Raw genomic sequence first — 14840 nt, 5'->3', positions numbered from 1 at the left:
TACGATTGGATGGGCTTGGTTCTTGGAGTGTTCGTCCTGCTCAGACCAGACGCCACACCTTGCGCAGGATCCATTCCGCTGTGAGCAGGAGCATGATGGCACCGAACCACCACCAGCTGTACCAGAGAGGGGTCTCGGTGGCGCGGGTTTCCATCCGGTCGAGTTGCTGGAGCAGGTCTGGCAGCTGGGCGATGTCTCCCTCACGAAGAAAGCGCCCCTGACTGACGCGGGCCATGCCTTCCAGCAGGGGGCGGTTGAGGGTGAGATGGCTCCATTCCTTGTTGGCCTGGCTTTCTACGCGAAAACTCAGTTTCAGATCACTGGCGGGAGCGGTGCCTTCGCTGACGGTGATGTGGTAGTCCCCGGCGGGCAGGGTCCCGGTGATGGCACGAAAGACGCCCCCATGAGAGGGGTCGGGCGTGAGGTCCAGGCTGGCGATTTCCAGGCCGTTGCGGAAGACATGCGCGCGGGGGCTGCCTGTGGAGACGATGGCTCCGGTTTCGTTGCGGAGGCGGACGCGAAGCTCAGCGGTGTCCCCCTCCTGATAACGCAACTGGTCCGTGCCGAGACTGAGGCGGTCGTTCTGGACCATGAAGGGCGGGGCGGCGACCCAGGCTGCGACCTGCATCCAGAAGCGCTGATGGTGCTGGTCTGCCACCTCATAACGCCAGCGCCAGAGCTCATCCGTGCCGAGCCAGAGGACGCTGCCTGCCCCGAGGCGACGCCAGACCAAGGCGGGTGAGGGCGTGACGGTGCTGTTGCCCAGACGGGCGAGGACTGCGGCATCGGGGAGCGGTTCCGCCGGGGCCACCCAGAAGGGCTTGGGCAGACGGGCCCAGAGAGCAGAATTCGTGCTGGGGGAATCGCTCAGGCGCAGTGCCTCCATCGTCTCACCTTGAGGCGTCAGATCGTACGCCAGGGCTGCGGAGGGAGCTCCGTCATTCTTCCATTTCACCGGGATGAGGCTGCCCGCCTTGGTTTGCGGCCAGGCTTGGAGGTGATTCCGGCGGCCATCCACGAGGATGAGGCCGCCGCCGCGCTTTTCCACGAACTCGACCAACTGGGCCTGCTGCTCCTCGCTGAGGGCGTCTGGACGGAGGTCTCCCAGGATGACGAGGTCGTAGTTCATGAGATCCTCCCTGGTCTTGGGGAAGGCTTCCTGAACCTGGCCGCCCTGGCCACGGGTGAAGGTGTCGTAGCCGACCATCACCTCCCAGCGCTCGTCGCGGTCGAAGTGATTGTGCAGGTAGCGGGTTTCCCAGCGGGGTCGGCCGTCCAGCACGAGGACCCGGCGCTTGCGGCTGAGCAGATGCAAGGAAACGGTCTGGCTGTTGTTGTTCGCGATCTTGTCCAACGTGGCGTTGTTTCCCGTAAGCTCAACGCGCGCGGCCAGGGTGCGGAGGGACTGTTGGGGGTCTCCCGTGAGCCCACGCACCGGAAAGCTGAAGTCAAAGCGGCGTTCCCCGGCACCCGTGGTGGTGAAGCTCTGCTGCCAGAGCACCTTGGCACCCTGGGCAACATTCACGCTGGCAGCCAGTCCGGGCGGCAGGGTGTCGCTGATGACGAGTGTGCCCTCGGCACGGTCTTCAGCAAAGACGGCCTCTGGCATGAGCACATTCACCACGGCGAGGTCGGGTGGCGGCACCTCGCTGCCGTAACCAACGGTGAAGACGGGGATGCCGCTTTCCTTGAGGCCTGCGGCCATCTCCTCTGGGGAGCCGGGACCGTTGTGCTGACCGTCCGTGAGGATCACGAGCGCCGTGCCGGCAGGGTTCGGGCCCAGGGCATCGCGCAGGGGCTGATCCAGGTTTGTGGCGGTGGCCTCCGGCTTGAACTCAAAGTGATGAGGAAGATCGCCGGAGACATCCCGCCCGCCCTGGCGATGCCACCAGAGGCGCTCACTGCGATAGCCCCGCAGGGCAAAAAGCTCAACATCGTGCTTTTCCGCGAGGGTTTTGACGAGGGAGTGGTTGGGATCGAGGAGTGCGCTCTCCATGCGGGCAAAGCGGGAGCCGGAGTGCAAGGAATCAACGGCACCAGCCGGAGGGGGCGTGGGACGTGGCGCAGGGGTGTTGCCGCCAGCGATGTCGTCTGTGAAACTCATGCTGGCCGAGGCATCTGCCACCAGCAACACGCGGCCGAGCTGGCGGAAGGTGGCGATGTGGCGCAGGATGGGACCCGCAAGGCACACGAGGGCCAGAAATACGGCCAAAGAACGGAGCAGGGGCAGGAGCCAGCGGGCCGTGCCGGTGTGAAAGCGCAGCTCCCTGCGGTAGAAGAAGAACATGACCAGCCCCAGCCCCAACGCGACCGCGAGGACGGGCATGGCGGGCCAGTCACCGGTGAAGCGCAGTTGGGTTTCTGTTTGCTGGGGAGTCACTGAGAAAGGGAGTCGGGAAGAGGGTCAGGCGCGGGAAATGCGTTGCTGGAGGAAGACTTCAGCAAAGAGGAAGATGATGAGGGCGAAGAGCAGGGGCTGCCACGCCTCTGCCCCGTGACGGCGGGTGCGATCCAGACGGGCATATTCGTCCTGGCTGGCGGCGTAGGTGACCCCCAGACGCTGCGCCAGGGTGCGAAGGGCCTCCTCCGGCATGGGCTCGAGGTTGGACTCTGCCGGGTTGAGATTGAAGGCGAAGCGGCGCACCAGGGCACCCGGGGAGTCTTTGGCCTTCAGTTCGTAGATGCCGGGTACGAGGGTGTCGGCATAATCCACAAAGATGACGCCATCGCGGTCGGCCCGGGGGGTAAGTTCCTTGACCTGGCTGGCGGGGTCCTTGAGTTCATAGTTGGACTTGGCCTGCTGGGTGCCGAGGGAGGCGCGGAGGACGGAGCCGCAGAGCTGACTCTGCGGGGCGGCATTCTGGGTGGCCAGGTAGGTGACCACACGCTGCATGAGGGGGACAAAGGCGGGCTGCAGGGGGAGATTGCTCCATTGGGCATTCGCGGTGGAAGCCACGGCGATGACGCGCCCCTTCCCCAGCGGTTTCTCGACCATCAGGGCATCACCGCGATCGAGGTTCAAGACGGGGCGGGCTTCCCCTTCGATCTTGTCAAACTTCAGCCAGTGGGTGAAGGCGGCGTCCTCCAGCCGCATGCCGCGGGCGTCGTTGAAATAGGTGATGGCGGGATGGGTGTGTCGCTGATTGAGGATGCGGGCGGGGGCCTGCCCTTCGTCCACATGGCCAAAACCGTTCAATGCGCAGGGCAGCAGGCCTTTGCCCTTGTTGTAGAGTTTTTCCTGATACCAGCGCAGATCCATGTCCGGGCCTGCAAAGATGACGAGACCGCCGCCGCGCTGGACGAACTCCTCCAACTCCTGCACCTGACGGTCGTTGAGGCGTTCCACATTCGCCAGGATGGCCACCTCACTGCCTTCAAAAGACTTGTCGCGGATGGAGTGATGCTCGATGACACCAGCCCGGATCACGTCCTTGAGCGTAGTCGCAGCGCTCTGGTGCGGAGTGAGGGCAATCTCCAGGAAATCGGTGGCTCCCTCCAGGGGACCGCTGCGGGACTTCCCGCGGACGAGCAGGCAGTTGACCTGCTCACGCACGGGGATGATGACGGAGAAGGCGTTGTCATCCGGAAGCGAGTCGCCCTCGACCCGCACGGTCACGGCTTGATCGCCGGCGGTCTCCAGCGTATGGCTCAGGGTGAGGACAGACTCCGAATTGGGAGCGATCGAGACCCGGGTGGAGCGCATGCGGGCACCGTTGGCCTCCAGATGCACGGCGACATCCTGATAGGCGCGGGGGCCGTGATTCTGAATACGGGCCCGCAGGGCGATGGCCTGGCCGCGGGCGACCACAAACGCGGATGGTTCCACGGAAACAACCGCGAGGTTCGACTCGGTGTCGCTGGGGGCGCGGAGGAAGGTGACGAGGGGAGGTTGCTGCTGTTTCAGCATCCCCTCGAGAGCGGGCAGCGTGCCGCCTTCTGAGAGGTGCCGCCAGTCGCTCCATTTGAAGTCGGAGACGACCAGCACCTCGCGGGCGGCGGTGGCCATCTTGGGCAGCTCCGCTTGGGCGAGTTGAAACGCGTCTTGCAGTGCCAGCGGGCCGCTCATGCTGGGCTCGCCCTCCAAGCGGGTAGGAAGGGAGTCGAGGTCAGTCGTGGACTGGGGTATGAGCCTGCGGGCGGGAGCCCCGGCGAGAATGACGGAAGCATCCGACCCACGGGACAGGCCGGTGAGGGTCTGGCGCAGGTCGTTGCGTGCTTTGTCCCGCGGAGTGCCGCCGGTGCCCGGGGCCCGCATGGAGAAGCTGTTGTCCAGCAGCACGAGCAGGGATGTCTTGTCGAAGCCGGGGAGCTGGCTGAGGGCGCTGAGAACGGGCAGGGCGAGGCAGAGCGCGAGCAGGATGGGGATGCTGATGCGCACGGCCAGCAGGAGCTTCTGCTCCACTTTTACATTGCGCTTCTTTTGCCGCAGAGCCTCGTGAAGCAGGTGCATGGGGCCCCAACGCACGGTCACCACCTTGCGTTTGTTCAGCAGGTGGATGATGAGCGGGATCAGGAAAGCTGCCAGACCCGCCAGGAGGATGGGGTTCAGGAAACTCATGGCGGGAGCCTGCGGCCGTCCAGCGTGGACGGCGCGGTGAGGCGGAGGCAGCAGATGGGGGGAGAAGCCGGCATCATTGGCGCATGCGCAGGGCCAGGTAGGCCTTGACGGCTTCAGTAAGGGGTTCGTCGGTGATGATCGGCACGAGGTCGGCGTGATGGCGGCGCAAGCCCTCGACAAGGTCCTCGCGGAAGGTCTTCAGCACCTGCAGATAGCGCTGGCGGATGGCGGCCGGATCGAGCAGGAGGCCGTCGTCCGTTCTCTCCATGTTCTCAAAGCGGGCCCAGCGGGAAAAGGGGAAGTCCAGTTCATCCCGGTCCCAGAGTTGGAAAACGATGATCTCATGCCCTTGTTTGCGAAGCACCCCGACCGCCTGCAGGAGTCTCTCCGCATCGTCAAAACAGTCTGAGATCAGGAGCAGGAGCCCACGGCGTTTGAGCCGGGAGGCGAGGTTTTTGAGCACGGAGGCGAGGGAGGTTTCCCCACCTGGCTGGCTGCGCTGGAGTGTATCCAGGATGTGGTGCAGGTGGCTCGTCTTGGTCCGGCAGGGGATGAAGTCCCGGATCTTGTCGTCAAAGGTGACAAGGCCCACAGCATCCTGCTGGCCGGTGAGGACATAGGCCAGGGCGGCCGCCAGTTTGCGGGCGTGCTCGTACTTGGCCGTGCCCTTCGTGCCGCGGTAGCCCATGCTGCCGCTGGAATCGAGCAGGATGGTGGCGCGCAGGTTCGTCTCCTCATCGAACTCGCGGATGTAGAAGCGGTCACTGCGGCCAAAGATCTTCCAGTCCAGCCGTTTGATCTCATCTCCCTGGACGTAGGGGCGGTGCTGGCGGAACTCGACGCTGGACCCTTTGTGCGGGGAGGCGTGCAGGCCGGTGGAGAAGCCCTCCATGACCGTCCTGGCAAACAGCGGCAGCCCCGTGAGTTGCACGAGGTCTTCTGCGGTCAGGAGATCTGAGAGTTTGGCCATGATGGGCGGAAGAGGTACGAGGAAACCCCGGAGCGGCGGCGGAAGGGGCGCAGCCGGCGCTGGGAAAACCTGCGCGAGTGCGAACTACAGCACGCGGGAGCCCTGGGGACGGCGCGTGTTTTCCAACAGGTGCTTCACGATGTGGTCCACGGTGACGCCCTCCGCCTCAGCATGGAAGGTGGGCACGATGCGATGGCGCAGCACCGGGTAGGCGAGCGCTTCGACATCGTCCACGGTCATATGGGTGCGGCCCCGCAGGAGCGCCCGCACCTTGCCTGCGAGGATGAGGTGCTGGCTGGCACGGGGACCTGCGCCCCAGCCGACCATCTGCTTCACGTAGGCGGACACGCCGTCCTCGGTGGTGCGGGTGGCGCGGACGAGATCCAGGACAAAGTCCGTGACATGATCCGGCACCGGGACGCGCCGGGCGAGGGTCTGCGCCTGTTGCAGCTCTTCGCCGCTGAGGACGGGCTCTATGACGCTGGAGACGGTGCCGGTCGTGCGGGCGAGGATCTCGCGTTCGTCATCCCGGGTGGGGTAGGCGACCTTGATGAGGAAGAGGAAACGATCCTTCTGGGCCTCGGGGAGCGGGTACGTGCCTTCCTGCTCGATGGGGTTCTGCGTGGCCAGAACAAAAAACGGGCGGGGCAGGGCAAAGGTCTCCTGGCCGACGGTGACGGAGTGCTCCTGCATGGCTTCCAACAGAGCGGCCTGGGTCTTGGGCGGGGTACGGTTGATCTCATCCGCCAGGATGATCTGGGAGAAGATCGGCCCGCGCATGAAGATGAGCTTGCGGCGTCCGGTATCGGCGTCCTCCTGGATGATCTCCGTGCCGGTGATGTCTGCAGGCATGAGGTCCGGCGTGAACTGGATACGCCGGAAGCCTAGATGCATTGCGTCTGCGAAGGACTTCACCAGCAGGGTTTTGGCCAGTCCGGGGACTCCTTCCAGCAGGGCGTGACCGCCTGCGGCCATCGCGATGAACACCTGCTCGATCACGTCGTCCTGACCGACGATCCTTTTGCTCAGCTCTGTCTTGAGTTTTTGATAACCGTTGACCAGGATTTGCGCGGCTTCAGTATCGGTAGGGGTGGACATGGGTGGGTGGACAGGAGCGAGGTCAGCAAGTAGGAGAAAACGATCTGGAAGGGTGACAACTTGCACATGCAGGGCCAATTGCGCAGGGTGTTTGGACAAGAAATATCCCAAAACCGGGTCAACGTGTGCCGCAACTGTCATGCCCCGAAGCACTAGAATCCACCCGGGCCGTTCTGTCACTCTATAGCGACGTTGCGGTGGGATGCGGAATCGGGGCCGGGATGGGTCTTCTTTCCTCCGATGGGGGTGTGATTTCCCCGTCCTGTGCATCGGCAGATGGCGGCGACCAGCTCGACGGGATCCACGGGCTTGGACAAGAAGTGATCAAAACCCGCCGCAAGGGCCCGGTCCCCGTCTTCCTGGCGGGCGAAGGCGGTGAGGGCAATGGCGGGGAGGTGGCCGCAATGTTGCGCATCGAGCCGACGGGTGGCAGCGATGAGGTCGAAGCCGTCCATTTCCGGCATGGCGATATCGCTCACCAGCACGTGGTATTTCGTGGTCTCCAGGGTCTTGATCGCCTCAGCAGCGGAGAGGGCCGTGGTGACGGTGGCCCCGCGGTTCCGTAGCACCCGGGCAATGACCTCCAGGTTGTCCGGCACATCATCCACCGCCAGGACCGATGTCCCAGTCAGGTCAACGCACTCTTCCAGAGCGGCGGAGAGATCGGCAAAGAGCTCGCCATCCGTCTCTGCGGGGGAGCGTAAGAGGGGCAGGGTGACCTTGAACGTGGCTCCCTTTCCGACACCCGGACTGAAGACCTGGACTGTGCCGTGGTGCATCTCTGTGAGGTGTTTGACGATGGAGAGCCCGAGGCCCAGACCGCCGTATTTGCGAGTGGAGGAGGCGTCCGCCTGACGGAAGCGGTCGAATACGTGTGGCAGGAACTGGGGATCAATGCCTGTCCCTGTATCGGTGACAACGAGTTCGGCCCGGTCCTGCCCGCAGATGATGGAGAGATCCAGGGAGCCGCCCGGCGGGGTGAATTTGACGCCGTTGGTCAGGAGGTTCCAGATGATCTGCTGAAGACGGGCGCTGTCCCCACTCACCATCACAGGTGGGGCGTCCCCGGGCGTGGTCACGGTGATGCGCTTCTCCTCGGCCATGATGCGGATGGTCTCCACCCCTTCTCTGGCCAGGGAGAGGAGGTTGGTGGGCTTGAGATCAAGGTGGACCTTCCCGCTCAAGATGCGGCTCATATCCAGCAGGTCGGCGATGAGCTTGGCCTGGAGCTGGGTGTTGCGCTCGATGACATCCAGCCCGGCGGCGAGCTCGTCTGGGTCAGACGATTCGGTACGGAGGATGCTGGCCCAACCCAAGATGGCGTTCAGGGGATTGCGCAGTTCATGAGAGAGGGTGGCCAGGAATTCATCTTTGATGCGGTTGGCACGATCCGCCTCGGCGCGAGCTTCGCGTTCTTTGACAAGGAGCACCTCGCGTTCCCGATCACGGTGCTTGCGACTGGTCGCATCCCCTATGGTGCCCACCACGGAGATAATGTTGCCCCGGCTGTCATACACCCCGCGCCCTTTGGCGTGGACCCAGATTTCCGTGCCGTCATTGGGGCGGATGACACGGTACTCCACATCATAGTTGGTCTGGGTCCGGATGGCCGCATCTACAATGAGCTTGGTAGGCTCCCGGTCGTCTGGGTGAATGTCCGTGCGGAGAGACTCCCGACTGTGGCGACCGTCTGGCGCCACTCCCAAAATCTCCGTGGCGCGCCGGGAAAAGGCGACGATGTTGTTGGCGGCATCCCAGCTCCAGTCGCCCAATTGGGAATGCTCCAGCGCCAGGGCCAGGCGGATGGACGACTCCTGGAGCGCCGCCTCGGAGGCCTTGCGGTCCGACACTTCCTTCGTGAGCGCCTGGTTTAATCGGGCCATGCCGGGCAGGTTCATGGCCGTGGGCAGGATCTTGATGAGGGCGACGACGGTCGCCCAGGAGACTATGGCGGTGACCAGCTTCATCATGCCAGAGAAACGGTACCAAGGATGCCAGAAGATGGTGGCCTCTATAAGATGGGTGAGGCCGCAGGAAAGGATGAAGCAGGCGAAGAGCAAATAGAGCTTCGGGAACGCGACCTCGCGCCGCTTGGCTCTGACAAAACAGGCGATGGAGGTGGGGATGGCGGCATAAGCCCCAAAGATGGCGAGGTCTGAGAGAATGTGGAGCCAGCCATGAAGATCACTCCAGTCCCCGCAATGCCAGCGTGCGGGAAAGTCTGAGGTGTCAAAAAGCTGTCGGAGGGGCTCGATCACTCGAATGACGGGGGCGCGATGTCTGCGTGAGGGTTTAGCGCATGGGACTCCCAAAAGCAAATTAATGCGAGATCCAAAATATGGGGAGCGGTGGAGGGTTAGGAGTTATGGGTTATGAGTTGTAGGGTAGATGGGAACGTCGGCAGGGGTGATGGAGTGGAGGGCTTCCTGTTTTCGATTCTCATACGAAGGGGCAAAGGCACGAAGATTTTGAAGGTGCGGGTGAATGTGAGGGTGTGGCAGCCGGAGGAATGTTGTTCTATTGAGGCTGCAAGCCGTGATGGGGCGTTGAATGGCGATGGGAAGTTTTGGGGTCACTCGCTCCGCTTCTGCTCGGCGGTTGTGCTTGAAGCACAAACCGCCGCTCCTTGCACATTCTTGAGCTGACGAGATGGCTGGCTGCGGAGTCCATTGGGGGACATGTTGGGCTCTGCTGGAGGGCGAGGGGTTCAAGACCGTCACAAGGGGCGCGAAAGTGGCGGTTCCCTCACGCACCCAAAGATGCTGCGCATCCAGGGGGTGGATGTGGTGGGTGGCGCGGAGGGCACAAGCGCCCTGTGACGTCCCATGAATGAGGCAACCGAGGCGGTCGCCCTACAACCCAAGGTCACTTGGTCGCGAGGTGCGCGGCGCGATCTCATGGGATGTTTGCCGTGAAACGCGGCAGGAGGAGAACGCGAACTCCAATGCGTGAACTCAGTTCAGGTCTTTCGTCTTCTGTCTCCCGACCGCCGCAAGCACGAGGCCTGTGGCGGTTTGGATCTGGGAAGGGAATTGGGGCACCATCTGGCCTTACTTGGGAGGGGTGCCGTACACCTGCACCTCGATGTAATGGTTCATCTCGTTTGAGGTATTGCCATTGCTATAGAGCCGGACATAGCGGGCATTGGTACCCTTGCCATCGATCAGGCGACCGTGGTGGGTTTCGACATACGCCATGTCTTCGCCTTTGCCGAGTTTGGAACTGTCGTCGTGGTCGTTGTTGTAGAGCGTGGTGACGCCGGTCTCGAACTTGGGGACGTTGCTGACCTGAATGTTCACATCAAAGTACACGGCTCTGGCCCTGTGGAGATGCCATACGAGCAGTTTCCAGACATCGTACTTTTGCCCGAGGTCGATCTGGACCCATTGATGTCCGGGGGCGAACTCTGCGTAACGGCCGTCGCCGGTTTGGGCATCTCCATCGGTGAGGAGCTCCAGTCCCCCCAGGAGCGGTTCGAGGTCAGACCCGGAGACGGGCTTGCCCAAGGCGACGTTTTTTGCATCGCGGGGCAAGTTGAAGGCCGGGGGCTTGGTGGGGGCGGCGTTCGGATTAAATTTTTCCAGGTTGGGTATGTCATCGATCGGCACGGGGGTCCCGATGATCTCCGCAGGCGGATACTGGGGGAGAAACTCAACCATGTCAGAGCCTGCTTGCGAAACATCCTTGCCAGTCTCTGAAACGGAGTTGGGCGTCGCACCGCCACTCTCTCCGCAGGATGATATGATGAGGGTGGAGGCAACGAGGCAGGCGAGCTGTAGAAGTGGAGGCTTCGATTTCATGGAGACATGGTGGGGGTTCCGGCCTGGACTGGGTTCAGGGTCATCCTGCAAATGTACAAAGGGTGGTGTGGGTTACCCGATGACGAAAAAAACCGCCGCAAGCACGGAGGCTGCGGCGGTTTGGATCCTGTTCTGAACAGGAAAGTGAAGCGTAATCTGGTCTTACTTGGCCGGGGTGGCGTACACCTGCACTTCGATGTAGTGGTTCATCTCGTTCGCGGTGTTGCCGTTGCTGGAGAGGCGAACGTAGCGGGCCTTGGTGCCCTTGCCGTCGATCAGGCGGCCGTGGTTGGTTTCCACATAGGCTTTGTCTTCGCCCTTGCCGAGCTTGGAGCTGTCGTCGTGGTCGTTGTTGTAGAGGGTGGTGACGCCGGTCTTGAACTCGGGGTCATTGCTCACCTGAACGTTCACATCGAAGTAGATGGAGGTCTGCTTGTGGAAGTGCCAGGCGAGGATCTTCCAGATGTCGTACTCCTTCTCAAGGTCGATCTGGACCCACTGGGCACCAGGAGCGAGCTCCACGTAGCAGCCATCGGAACCGTCGGCGTCGCCGTCGGTGACGAGGTCAAGCGTGCCGATGATCGGAAGGGGGTCGGAGCTGGTGACCTTCTTGCCTTTGGCCACGTTTTCGGTGCCCTTGGGCACTTTCAGCGTGAGGCGGGCTTTGACTGCCTCTGGATCAGGCTTCTCGAGGTTCGGGATGTCGCCGGTGGGGACCGGGGTGCCGATGAACATTGGCTTGGGATACTCGGGGGTCAGGTCCACGAGATCGCCAGCGGGGACGGAGGCAGGAGCGGCGGCCGGGGAGGCTGCACCGGAAGCGCTGGAGGAGCCTTCAGCGGTGGCGCTGTCTCCGCTCTTGCCGCAGGAGGACATCATGATCGAGGTGGCCAGCAGGCCGCCCAGGAGGAGGGTGTTTGACTTCAGTTTCATGTTGGGTTCAGGGATCGTTGAGGAAATGAGGAGGGCGAACGGCGGGGCGTTGCCCCCCCGCCGTCCAAAGGGGCATCAGGCCACGAAGTCCTCGGGTTTGAAATTGATTTTGGCACCTTGTTCAATGGACTTCAGGGCGGTGAGCACGGTGACGCAGGACTCAAACGCCATCTGCACAGGGCAGGTGAGCTTGTCCGGGGTCTTGGCACGGGTGCACTCGATGAAGTTCTGAATGTGGGGAGAGTGGGGGTAGCGGCCGAGTACCACGGGGATCTCCCAGCGGGCCAGCGGCTTGCTCTCGCGCACGTCGGCCAGGGCCTTGGCCAGCGGGCCGAGGTCGTAGGACGGGGGCTTGGGCTTGTCCCAGTTGCGTGACTGTTCCCAGAATTTGTTCTTCACGTCGTCGCCAGCCTGCACCACGGCCGGATTGGGGCCGGTGGAGTACTGGGTCCAGTCGTTGTCTGGCTCTGCGTAAACCTGGTTGTAGGTGGGGCTCTCAGAGATGATGGCGCTGCCGTTGATGCCCATGAACTTCTCGTAGTAGCCCTGGGATCCGGTGGTGGTGAGCACCTGGTAGTAGGCGCGCGCCGTGCCGGTCGGGAGCTGATACTCATAGATGGTCATCACGTTGTCCGGGTACTCGAACATCGCGCGGCCTTCCTTGCCGTCGTAGTAGTCGATGCCGCCTGCCGCGTACACGGAGGTGGGCTTGGTCTGGAAGACCCAGTTGAACATGTCAATCTGGTGGGCACCAAGGTCAGAGATGGCACCGCCGCCGTACTTCTTGTACCAGCGCCAGTTGAGGAAGGCCTCCATGCTGTCGTAGCCGTACTTGGCCAGGATGTCCGTGGGGATTTCCTGGTTCTTGGGCGGGGTGAGGGGCTTGGAGGCGGAGACGCCGCGGTTCCACTGGCCATAGGCGTGCGTGACGCGACCGAGGAGATGTGGCCCCTGGTAGATGTTGTCGCGGAAGTGGATGTAGCGCGGGTTGCTGTGGCGCTGGTGACCGATCTGGAAGATGCCACCGGTTTCCTGCTGGGCTTTGACCATGTCGCGGGCACCTTCGATGGTGTTGGACATCATCTTCTCGCAGTACACGGCCTTTTTGGCCTCCAGGCACTGGCGGCTGAAGGGGGCGTGCAGGAAGTCGGGCGTAGCGATGAAAACGGCCTCGATGTCGGTCTGCTTGGACAGCATTTCACCCACGTCGGCGTATTCTGCCACGGCAGCGTCGTAGCCGCGCTTCTTGTTGTCATAGCCCATCTTGCGCCCCATGGGGGTGCGGGGGTAGGGCCAGATGTCGCACACGGCCACCCACTGGACGCCGGGGACGTCTGCGGCGGAGGCGCGAAGGCGCTCACCTTGCGCGCCGCAACCGATGAGGGCGCATTTGATGACACGATCTGGGGAGGTCTGCTGGGCGATGGCACTCTTGCTCGTGAGCAGAAGGGCACCGGCCCCGGCGTGCACGGAGGTGCGGACGAATCCGCGGCGGTCCATGAACCGGTTCAGCCCGGAGGCAGGTTGAGAGGAGGGAAGGGAGGAATTCATACTTCAACGAATCAGAATGCCGGCAGGACAACGGGCCTGCCCGGAGGATTAGTCGTCGTTGCGCTTGCGGAAGAGCAGGCCATCGAGGGAAATCTTGTTCGCCTTGTTGGTGACGAGGGCGGCGGCCACGATGAGGATGTGCACCCCGATGAGCACGACTTCTGTGTCGTCTGGGAGGGTGGCCAGGCCGATGGCCAGAGAAAGGAAGGTGAGACCAGCAGCGAGGAGGCCGAGTTCGGTAAAGAGGCCGAGGAGCACCCAGACGCCGACTACGATGAGGATGTAACCAAGTGGCTTGGCGTACAGACCACAGAGTTTCTCAGGAAGGAAGCCTTTTTCATAGGTGAGCTTCGCGATGTTGGCCATCTTGGTCTCGTAGTTCTGGAGACTGAAGGTGGCATCTTTGCCTGATCCCGCGCGGAACTTGTCCACACCAGCGGCGATCAAACGGAGGGCAATCCAAAGGCGGAGCAGCAGGTTGGCAAAAATAAGGGCAAAGTTGCTTTTCTCTTGGTTGTTGTCGGACATGGCTCGGTGTGAGTTGGTTTGGCTATACTAGGGTCACTGGACTTGAGTTCGGCGGCGGGACTGTGAATAGGTTCACGTCGAAATCCAGAAGAATTTCGGCGACCACCCGTTCAATGTCGAGTGGGGTGGCACCAAAGTCGCTGGATAATCAGACATCTGCCGGAGACCGGCGCTGAAATGGCCGGAAAATACCTACTCTTCCGCAGGGGGCGGTATTTCAGCAGAACCAAATCTTTTCTTTTCTTGCCTGTCTGGAACTTCCACTGCAAAAATACCGCCGGTTTTCATTCAATTCCAACACCATGAGCACCGATTTTTCCCGTCCCGAACTCCCCGCAAAAGGCATTATTGAACCCTTGGGCGATGATGATCGCCTCCTTCTCAGCAGCTATGGGGAGTTTCTTCCGGTGCATGAGCGCCAGATCCTCATTGAAGAGGGCCGCCAGCAGAACTCCCTCTATTTTGTGATCGGTGGCACCCTGCACGCCTCCACGGTGCGCTCCGGCCGACAGGTGCTGCTGGGTCGCATCGGCGTCGGTGAGACGATCGGGGAGATCAACATCTTCCACCCCGGTCTGGCCAGCGCCACGGTGACCGCCATCGAATTCTCCCAGGTGTGGCGGATCGACCGCCAGAGCCTGGAGGACTTCATGAACGTGAGCCCGCTGCCAGCCTCCCACCTGCTGATCGGCATTGCCAGCACGCTGAGCCGCCGCCTGCGTGAGACCAACGAAAAGGTCTCCATGATGAGCCAGATCTAGGCGGTGCCCTCCGTCATCAGTTGATTTGCGGAGGCGGGCAGTTTGTCCGCCTCTTTTTTAATCTAGTTCTCCGTGAGGGACGGATGGAGATTGTGGTTGCCAGGAAATGCTGCCGGTGAAATGAATGGGCTCATGCTGGATCTTGCGCAGTCTCCCGCCACGTTGGGCGGGGGTTTGAATCTGTTCTTCGCTCTCCTCGTAGGACATGCGCTGGCGGACTATCCCCTCCAGGGGGAGTATTTGGCGCTGCACAAGAGCCGGCATTTCCGTGCCACCGGAGGGCAACCGCAGCCAGCGGGGTTGTGGATCCATTGCCTGCTGGCGCACTGCCTCATTCACGCGGGCTTCGTGTGGCTGATTACCGGGCGGGTGGTATTTGCCGCAGCAGAGCTGGTTCTGCACTTCGCGCTGGATGCCGCCAAGTGTGAGCGGAAGATCAACTTTCATACGGATCAGGCTCTGCATGCGGTTTGCAAGTTGGGGTATGTGGCGGTGCTGCTGGTGGGCTGGGTGAAGTAGGGGGGTGAGGGGAAAATCGGGCTCCCAGCGGTTGGGCTCGTGCATGATCGCTTGCACTCTCGCCCGGGAGGTTTGAAGTTTCCCGTTCATCTGCCGCCTGTGGCTCCTGGCGGTCCTCCCTA

At 62.3% G+C, this 14840-nt stretch carries 11 protein-coding genes; 2 read left to right on the top strand and 9 right to left on the bottom strand.

Annotated elements, in window-relative coordinates; all coding sequences use genetic code 11:
- Nucleotides 1-40: 40 nt before the first annotated feature.
- From VSP_RS17080 to VSP_RS17035, 9 genes are all read right to left on the bottom strand, one after another.
- The gene (locus VSP_RS17080; RefSeq protein WP_009962179.1) at nucleotides 41-2380 is read right to left on the bottom strand and encodes a VWA domain-containing protein; all 2340 of its coding nucleotides are present in this window, start codon (nucleotides 2378-2380) and stop codon (nucleotides 41-43) included.
- Nucleotides 2381-2404: 24 nt separating this feature from the next.
- Complete coding sequence (locus VSP_RS17075; protein ID WP_009962178.1) at nucleotides 2405-4558, bottom strand: BatA domain-containing protein; 2154 nt, start codon at nucleotides 4556-4558, stop codon at nucleotides 2405-2407.
- Between the two features lie 73 nt (nucleotides 4559-4631).
- Nucleotides 4632-5528 (bottom strand): DUF58 domain-containing protein, encoded by an 897-nt coding sequence (locus tag VSP_RS17070; protein ID WP_009962177.1) that lies wholly within the window; start codon nucleotides 5526-5528, stop codon nucleotides 4632-4634.
- 84 nt (nucleotides 5529-5612) lie between these two features.
- A complete protein-coding gene (locus VSP_RS17065; RefSeq protein WP_009962176.1) occupies nucleotides 5613-6626 on the bottom strand; it encodes an AAA family ATPase in 1014 nt (337 codons plus the stop codon).
- Between the two features lie 176 nt (nucleotides 6627-6802).
- Complete coding sequence (locus VSP_RS35915) at nucleotides 6803-8884, bottom strand: ATP-binding response regulator (protein WP_009962175.1); 2082 nt, start codon at nucleotides 8882-8884, stop codon at nucleotides 6803-6805.
- Nucleotides 8885-9676: 792 nt separating this feature from the next.
- A complete protein-coding gene (locus VSP_RS17050; protein WP_029190520.1) occupies nucleotides 9677-10426 on the bottom strand; it encodes a discoidin domain-containing protein in 750 nt (249 codons plus the stop codon).
- Nucleotides 10427-10588: 162 nt separating this feature from the next.
- On the bottom strand, nucleotides 10589-11359 hold the full coding sequence (locus VSP_RS17045) for a hypothetical protein (RefSeq protein ID WP_009962173.1): 771 nt from the start codon (nucleotides 11357-11359) through the stop codon (nucleotides 10589-10591).
- 75 nt (nucleotides 11360-11434) lie between these two features.
- Nucleotides 11435-12910 carry a Gfo/Idh/MocA family protein gene (locus tag VSP_RS35910; protein ID WP_009962172.1) on the bottom strand — a complete coding sequence of 492 codons (1476 nt, stop codon included), beginning with the start codon at nucleotides 12908-12910 and terminating at the stop codon, nucleotides 11435-11437.
- A gap of 48 nt (nucleotides 12911-12958) precedes the next feature.
- Nucleotides 12959-13438 carry a TQO small subunit DoxD gene (locus VSP_RS17035; RefSeq protein ID WP_009962171.1) on the bottom strand — a complete coding sequence of 160 codons (480 nt, stop codon included), beginning with the start codon at nucleotides 13436-13438 and terminating at the stop codon, nucleotides 12959-12961.
- Between the two features lie 302 nt (nucleotides 13439-13740).
- Between VSP_RS17035 and VSP_RS39590 the strand changes: the two genes are divergently transcribed.
- Together VSP_RS39590 and VSP_RS17025 are read left to right on the top strand one after the other, a co-directional pair.
- Entirely contained in the window at nucleotides 13741-14199 is a 459-nt protein-coding gene (locus VSP_RS39590) for a Crp/Fnr family transcriptional regulator (RefSeq protein WP_009962170.1), read from the top strand.
- A 132-nt stretch (nucleotides 14200-14331) separates the two neighbouring features.
- Nucleotides 14332-14718 carry a DUF3307 domain-containing protein gene (locus tag VSP_RS17025; RefSeq protein ID WP_044134503.1) on the top strand — a complete coding sequence of 129 codons (387 nt, stop codon included), beginning with the start codon at nucleotides 14332-14334 and terminating at the stop codon, nucleotides 14716-14718.
- Nucleotides 14719-14840: the final 122 nt, after the last annotated feature.

This window comes from Verrucomicrobium spinosum DSM 4136 = JCM 18804, from assembly GCF_000172155.1.
Classification (GTDB): Bacteria; Verrucomicrobiota; Verrucomicrobiia; order Verrucomicrobiales; family Verrucomicrobiaceae; genus Verrucomicrobium; species Verrucomicrobium spinosum.
This window is presented reverse-complemented; position numbering and strand designations above follow the sequence as displayed.

Excerpts from the sequence above, each read along its gene's own strand:
- VSP_RS35910 (WP_009962172.1), bottom strand. The coding sequence starts at position 12,910 with ATGAATTCCTCCCTTCCCTCCTCTCAACCTGCCTCCGGGCTGAACCGG.
- VSP_RS39590 (WP_009962170.1), top strand. The coding sequence starts at position 13,741 with ATGAGCACCGATTTTTCCCGTCCCGAACTCCCCGCAAAAGGCATTATT.
- VSP_RS17075 (WP_009962178.1), bottom strand. The coding sequence starts at position 4,558 with ATGAGTTTCCTGAACCCCATCCTCCTGGCGGGTCTGGCAGCTTTCCTG.
- VSP_RS17050 (WP_029190520.1), bottom strand. The coding sequence starts at position 10,426 with ATGAAATCGAAGCCTCCACTTCTACAGCTCGCCTGCCTCGTTGCCTCC.
- VSP_RS17035 (WP_009962171.1), bottom strand. The coding sequence starts at position 13,438 with ATGTCCGACAACAACCAAGAGAAAAGCAACTTTGCCCTTATTTTTGCC.
- VSP_RS17065 (WP_009962176.1), bottom strand. The coding sequence starts at position 6,626 with ATGTCCACCCCTACCGATACTGAAGCCGCGCAAATCCTGGTCAACGGT.
- VSP_RS17025 (WP_044134503.1), top strand. The coding sequence starts at position 14,332 with ATGCTGGATCTTGCGCAGTCTCCCGCCACGTTGGGCGGGGGTTTGAAT.
- VSP_RS17070 (WP_009962177.1), bottom strand. The coding sequence starts at position 5,528 with ATGGCCAAACTCTCAGATCTCCTGACCGCAGAAGACCTCGTGCAACTC.
- VSP_RS17045 (WP_009962173.1), bottom strand. The coding sequence starts at position 11,359 with ATGAAACTGAAGTCAAACACCCTCCTCCTGGGCGGCCTGCTGGCCACC.